Origin of the sequence: Pseudonocardia sp. Ae505_Ps2, assembly GCF_001932425.1 — a bacterium.
Lineage (GTDB): Bacteria > Actinomycetota > Actinomycetes > Mycobacteriales > Pseudonocardiaceae > Pseudonocardia.
This window is the reverse complement of sequence record NZ_MCIP01000002.1, coordinates 40604-41336: the sequence shown is the minus strand read 5'-3', so window position 1 is coordinate 41336 and position 733 is coordinate 40604. Positions and strand designations below refer to the sequence as shown.

At 65.5% G+C, this 733-nt stretch carries 2 protein-coding genes; one reads left to right on the top strand and one right to left on the bottom strand.

The genetic code is table 11. The features are described 5' to 3' along the window. The first annotated feature begins 314 nt into the window (after positions 1-314). The gene (locus Ae505Ps2_RS28395; RefSeq protein WP_249265410.1) at positions 315-632 is read left to right on the top strand and encodes an MnhB domain-containing protein; all 318 of its coding nucleotides are present in this window, start codon (positions 315-317) and stop codon (positions 630-632) included. Here Ae505Ps2_RS28395 and Ae505Ps2_RS33830 read toward each other — a convergent pair. Next, on the bottom strand, positions 597-733 hold a 137-nt coding region (locus tag Ae505Ps2_RS33830; protein ID WP_249265416.1), incomplete at its 5' end, for an IS3 family transposase. The genes Ae505Ps2_RS28395 and Ae505Ps2_RS33830 overlap by 36 nt on opposite strands.

Sequence of the window (733 nt, the reverse complement as noted above, 5' to 3'; positions counted from 1 at the left end):
GCGATCGCGGTGTTCGGCCCCATCCACGCGAAGTCGGTGGTCACCATCGTAGCGCCTCTACTGCAGGAACTCCCCATCGAGTACCGGGCTGCCACCCATTTCACCCTCAGGATCGCGCCCGGTGACCTCCCACTCGACACCGCGAAACCCTGGCACACTCGAGGAACTCGGTGAAGACCTCGCCCGGGCCCGCAGGCGAACCGGTGACCGAGTGGACGGTCGACGCCCGCGCCTCCCCGGGCAGGTGGCAGGAACCGGTGGGATGGAGAGCGCCTCGGGCGTACACCCCATCTCCAGGCAGAGGGACACCCGCTGTGGACGACGAGTCGCCGGGCGGCGGACCCGGGCCGGAAGGTTACATCTCCCCGCTGGTTCCCGTTGCCCGTATGCTGTTCCCCGTCATGCTGTTGTACTCGATCTACCTGCTGGTCGGCGGACACTACGGCCCGGGGGGCGGGTTCTCCGGCGGGCTTGTAGCTGGCCTCGCGTTCGTCCTTCGCCACATCGCCAGCGGCGAGCCCGCGGGGCGAGGAGTGACGCAGGTCCACCCGCCCGTGATCATGGGTTGGAGTGTTCCCGATTTCTTTGACGCCGGTTTAGGCTGCCAAGTCGGTTATTTTCCTGAATCCTAGCTCGTATTCGGTGGGTGTCAAGTATCCGAGGGTGGAGTGCCGTCTGCGACGGTTGTAGTAGCTCTCGATCCACACGAATGTCTGCTGTCGGACCTCGGTGA